The 4,293-nt window shown below is 51.1% G+C and carries 7 protein-coding genes and 1 pseudogene; 5 read left to right on the forward strand and 3 right to left on the reverse strand.

What is annotated here, in order from left to right:
- Positions 1 to 281 precede the first annotated feature (281 nt).
- The 5 genes from AACY50_RS28365 to AACY50_RS28385 all read left to right on the forward strand — a co-directional run bounded on the left by AACY50_RS28365 (position 282) and on the right by AACY50_RS28385 (position 2,527).
- The gene (locus AACY50_RS28365; protein WP_221734375.1) at positions 282 to 602 is read left to right on the forward strand and encodes a YbjQ family protein; all 321 of its coding nucleotides are present in this window, start codon (positions 282 to 284) and stop codon (positions 600 to 602) included.
- Positions 603 to 806: 204 nt separating this feature from the next.
- Positions 807 to 995, forward strand: coding sequence for a hypothetical protein (locus tag AACY50_RS28370; protein ID WP_339433342.1), 189 nt, complete (start codon positions 807 to 809; stop codon positions 993 to 995).
- 291 nt (positions 996 to 1,286) lie between these two features.
- Entirely contained in the window at positions 1,287 to 1,658 is a 372-nt protein-coding gene (locus tag AACY50_RS28375; protein WP_339539901.1) for a glycine zipper domain-containing protein, read from the forward strand.
- 170 nt (positions 1,659 to 1,828) lie between these two features.
- Positions 1,829 to 2,251, forward strand: coding sequence for a YMGG-like glycine zipper-containing protein (locus AACY50_RS28380; protein WP_339539903.1), 423 nt, complete (start codon positions 1,829 to 1,831; stop codon positions 2,249 to 2,251).
- 123 nt (positions 2,252 to 2,374) lie between these two features.
- Positions 2,375 to 2,527 (forward strand): hypothetical protein, encoded by a 153-nt coding sequence (locus AACY50_RS28385; RefSeq protein WP_339539904.1) that lies wholly within the window; start codon positions 2,375 to 2,377, stop codon positions 2,525 to 2,527.
- A gap of 81 nt (positions 2,528 to 2,608) precedes the next feature.
- Here the strand turns inward: AACY50_RS28385 and AACY50_RS28925 are convergent.
- From AACY50_RS28925 to AACY50_RS28395, 3 genes and pseudogenes are all read right to left on the reverse strand, one after another.
- A pseudogene (locus AACY50_RS28925) lies at positions 2,609 to 2,857 on the reverse strand (DUF6896 domain-containing protein); the annotation flags it as partial.
- A gap of 454 nt (positions 2,858 to 3,311) precedes the next feature.
- The gene (locus AACY50_RS28390; protein WP_339539905.1) at positions 3,312 to 3,626 is read right to left on the reverse strand and encodes a contact-dependent growth inhibition system immunity protein; all 315 of its coding nucleotides are present in this window, start codon (positions 3,624 to 3,626) and stop codon (positions 3,312 to 3,314) included.
- Positions 3,616 to 4,293: RHS repeat-associated core domain-containing protein (locus AACY50_RS28395; RefSeq protein WP_339539906.1), on the reverse strand; the 678-nt coding region annotated here is incomplete at its 5' end. The genes AACY50_RS28395 and AACY50_RS28390, both read right to left, overlap by 11 nt.

The raw sequence follows: 4,293 nt of genomic DNA on the forward strand, positions 1-4,293 counted from the left end.
AGCAGCATCTTAAGTAATGCGGCTCTGCGTTCAGGTGAATAGTACGGCACGACCAGTCTCTTTCCGCCCCCGATATGCTTTTTTTGGAAAAACCGGAGAGGCGACAACTATCCTGACACCGGGGGTCGGCTTTGTAGATCTCTGAGGCAGCAAAGGCAGGGGTTATGATCCAAGCGACTTTTCTCGTGACCTAGCATTAGGCGTGATGATCAACAGAGCAAGCGCTCAAGCTCGACTCAGTTGATAATCGCTTTTTTTCAAGTATGACAAGGATTGATCGGATGATTATCACCACCACGCCCTCAATTGAGGGGCGTCAGATAACGGCTTATCTGGATGTCGTTAGTGCCGAATCCGTGCAGGGCGTAAACGTGATTCGCGACATGTTCGCGGGGATGAGGGATTTTTTTGGTGGGCGCTCCCAGACCCTGGAGCGCGCGTTGAAAGAGGCGCGTATCCAGGCAACTGACGAGATCAAGGAACGAGCGCGTGCCTTGCAGGCGGATGCTTTGGTTGGAGTGGACTTCGAGATCAGCATGCCAGCGGGCAAGGGCGGTATGGTTGTGGTGTTCGCAACAGGGACAGCGGTCAAGTTGCGCTGATTATCGGCACAAACTCGGTGGCCGATAGATTTCGCTGTCACCGTGTTCAAGTTGTTGTCAGCGGGTGTAGGCCGCTCGTCGGGCATGGGTCGATCTGAACCGCAAGTCCAGGAATGACCAGCTAGTCTCAAAAGTCTTGGAGGTCGATATTTTTTCAGGCAAAAGCGCTTTGCTGGTGTCGACCCATTTCTCAGGGGCGAAGGTATGACTGATCCGTATATCGAAGACGATGGTGCTGAGTTTCCATTGAACAATTGCGTACGATGCGGCCAGACCGATTATCAGGCTGGCTTTGGCGAGGATCCGGTTCAGATCGGCAAGATCAAGTCCAAGGCACCCAAAGGGCCGAAGGCGAAGTTCCTGCCCAGGGTCGCGACTCGAGCCCGAAAATAGTCTGCAGCGAGCGACCCCGCCAACAAGCGGGGTTTTTTGCGTCTGACGAGTAGGCTGGAAATTTCCTACAGATGACGGGTGGCTTGGCAATGCTTTCACAAACTTTTCACGTCTATCAAAGTAGGGTGAAGCCATCCGTTAGAAAGCAAGTCTCCAGCCCGTCTCCCCAGCGGGCTTTTTTTTGCCTGCGATAAAACCTTTTGCGAAATCGCTGTCCAATCGGCGCCGAATGCGTGCCGACAGCATTGAATGCCGGCCAATTTTTTCATCGCGTTTTTTGAGGTTTTTGTCATGCGTTTAACACTGCCTGCTCTGGTTCTTGGGCTTCTGGTCGCTCAAAATGCGATGGCTGCTGGAGATGGCACAGCTGCGCTCGGCGGTGGCCTGGGTGGCGCGCTGGGTAATGTGGTCGGCCAGAAAATGGGCGGCAGCAATGGTGCAGCGATTGGTGCTGGCGTGGCAGGCGCCGCAGGCAGTGCAATGGCGGCGCGTAAAGGCAGCCGGACCAAAGCAGCCATTGGCGGTGGTGTCGGTGCGGCCGGCGGTTCGATCATCGGCAACAGCCTCGGTGGCAGGAACGGTGCGACCATCGGTGCAGGTCTTGGCGGGGCGGCTGGCGGTGCGGTGGGCAGCAATCTGTCGAAAGGTCACAAGCGTCACTGAGACTGATCGTCAGTCTTCGTCCTGAAATAGGTTTAATCCTGTTCCACCTAAACGCCCGGTGCACTCCATCGGGCTTTTTCGTTGGTGAACGTTTGTTCCGCAGGCGGCTCCAATCTCACATAGGCCCTCTTTGGGGCGGATTATCCCGATTCGGGAACTGTGAGGTTCATATGCGACTGTCATTATCTGCACTGTTTTTCGGATTGCTGGTTTCGCAAGGCGTAATGGCTGCCGGCGACGGTACGGCGGCTGTAGGGGGCGGGCTGGGTGGTGCGTTGGGCAACGTGGTCGGCGGGCAACTCGGCGGGAGTACAGGCGCGGCTGTGGGGGCGGGCGTTGGCGGCGCGGCGGGCAGTGCCGTCGGGGCGAATAAACGCAATCGTACGGAAGCCGCCATTGGCGGAGGCCTCGGCGCAGCCGGCGGCTCGGTGATCGGTAACAGCCTGGGTGGTTCCACGGGGTCAACCATCGGTGCAGGATTGGGTGGCGCGGCGGGTGGTGCGGTCGGCAATAATCTGGGTGACGATGGTGGGAAGTCTCATTCCGGTGGTGGTCATAAACATAAGAACAAACATAAAAACCGACATCATTGATTGACGATTCAACACAAACCCGGCCGTGTGCCGGGTTTCTCGTTTCTGCTGGTCAGTCTTTGGAACGATTGGCCCTGGGGCTTTTCGAACGTCATAGACTCCCCCGAATTCATGAGGTTTGCCATGACTCCCGAAACTGAAGGCAAGGAAGAGAAAGGCCCGAGTGGGCTGCCGTATATCAATGATCCGGGGAATGAGGATCCGGGGTCGCTGATGGATGATGCGACGGTGCCGTTGGATGATTCGGATGATTCGGATATGGAGGATGAGCAGTGACCATTTTTCTGGTGATGCTCTGACAGTGTGAGTCTGGATCTTTGGGGCCTGAGCTCTAAGGCCCCTTGAAGTTATATTTACTTAATCGTTAGCTTTGGAGTCGATCAGCACATAAAGGCTGCTTAAGTTTGATTTTTTAGATTTATATATTTTTCGAATTTTGATATTTTTTTTCGTTGCAGTGTTTTTATATTTCAATGGCCTTTTGCTGGAAAAATTGTATAGGCGCCAAGCATCAATTTTGTCAGTTCTACCATCAGCGCGATAGTCGGAACTCACTGATTCTGTAGAGATGAAATGGATAATATATCCAGTACCATGTAGTTCATATTCAACGCCTTCAGTGACTTCTCAGCATCGTTTTATTTGGTTTGTACGCCATAAGCTGATAATATTTGGAGTGCCAAATTTCTTTTCAAGCAGCAGCGTGCCAACTTTAATGTTTGAGAGGGTATCGGTTATTGTATTTTTCAGATTTTTATTTTGGCCATTCATCTTCTTCTGCGGTACTCCAATCTGTCTGGGTCGACATTATTTGCTGAATCTAACACTTATTCAATGCTGTTTAAACTTCTATAATGTTCTTTGATATATTTTATTAGTTTAATGGTTGCATTCGTGGCAGTTTGACGCGCAGTTGCTGCGCGATGATGGCCGTCAAGAATATAAAAATTTCCCTCATGTTTTGCTGCATCAATTGGCGGCGCGGAGTCGTAGCCATTGGGGCAACGCATAAATCAATATTTCTGTTGATCAAAAATGATGGAGGCTTATCCAAGAAAACTTAAATATTACTGTGCGGAGCTTCTCTGATAACTACAGAAATGTGCTTCAACCACGTATTTCCATCTTGCCACTCATGCCAATAACAGTAACAACATCCAATTTCCTTCAGCAAAAAATCTCGAATTTCATTTTCTTTCATCTTCATCGCCAACAAGGCATCAATTTCCTTTACCAATTCCCCCACTACGCAACCTTCTGAGTCTGCTAGGAACGATCTAATAACGTCATCTGCCAAGTCAAACTCACACATCCAGTCCTCATGAAAATAGGCCCCGAGAAACTGGAATAGGTTAGGAAAATTTTCAATTGTCATTTACAAAACCCGTCAAAATAAAGTAACCAAGAGGCGAAGTTGCATCTCGCCGTAGCACTAATCTGATACTAAATAGCTGTTCCAGCCTTCCGCTCTGTCTCACAATACCCACGCCAGCAGGAGCAGACACCCGCTCATTAATCACAAGTTTATTTGCGTTACCTGCTAGAAAGTCATCAATTTTTATCTTATTACTCCTCATAACATTCGAGAGTGCAGCTTCAGCCTCTGTCCTATTAAGAAATGTTGATGCAATAGGTATATGCGGTTCAGCTATTAGTCTAGCTCTCAGTTGAGCCTCCGATCTATTGACATGTCTTTCAATAGCATGTCCACCTCGAGACTCATGGGCCTCTAATCCTCCTCCCGGAACAATTTCACTGTAGGGGCCATCAGCAACACCCGATCCGGGACAGGGAGTGCAGCTCAACCCCAACGGATCCACCCACCCCGTCGGATTCGGCACATACCGATACTGATTCAACCCACCCGCCAACTTCACCGGGTCCGGTGTCAGATACCTGCCCAGCCGTGGGTCGCAATACCGGTGCCGGTTGTAATGCAGCCCGCTTTCCCCATCGAAATACTGACCCTGAAACCGCAGCGGCTGGTCCAGGTAGTCCTCGCCAGCCAGGGTGATGGCGGCGACTTTGCCGTAGGCGTCGTA

The sequence above is a fragment of the Pseudomonas sp. RA_15y_Pfl2_54 genome, from assembly GCF_963971015.1.
Lineage (GTDB): Bacteria > Pseudomonadota > Gammaproteobacteria > Pseudomonadales > Pseudomonadaceae > Aquipseudomonas > Aquipseudomonas baetica_A.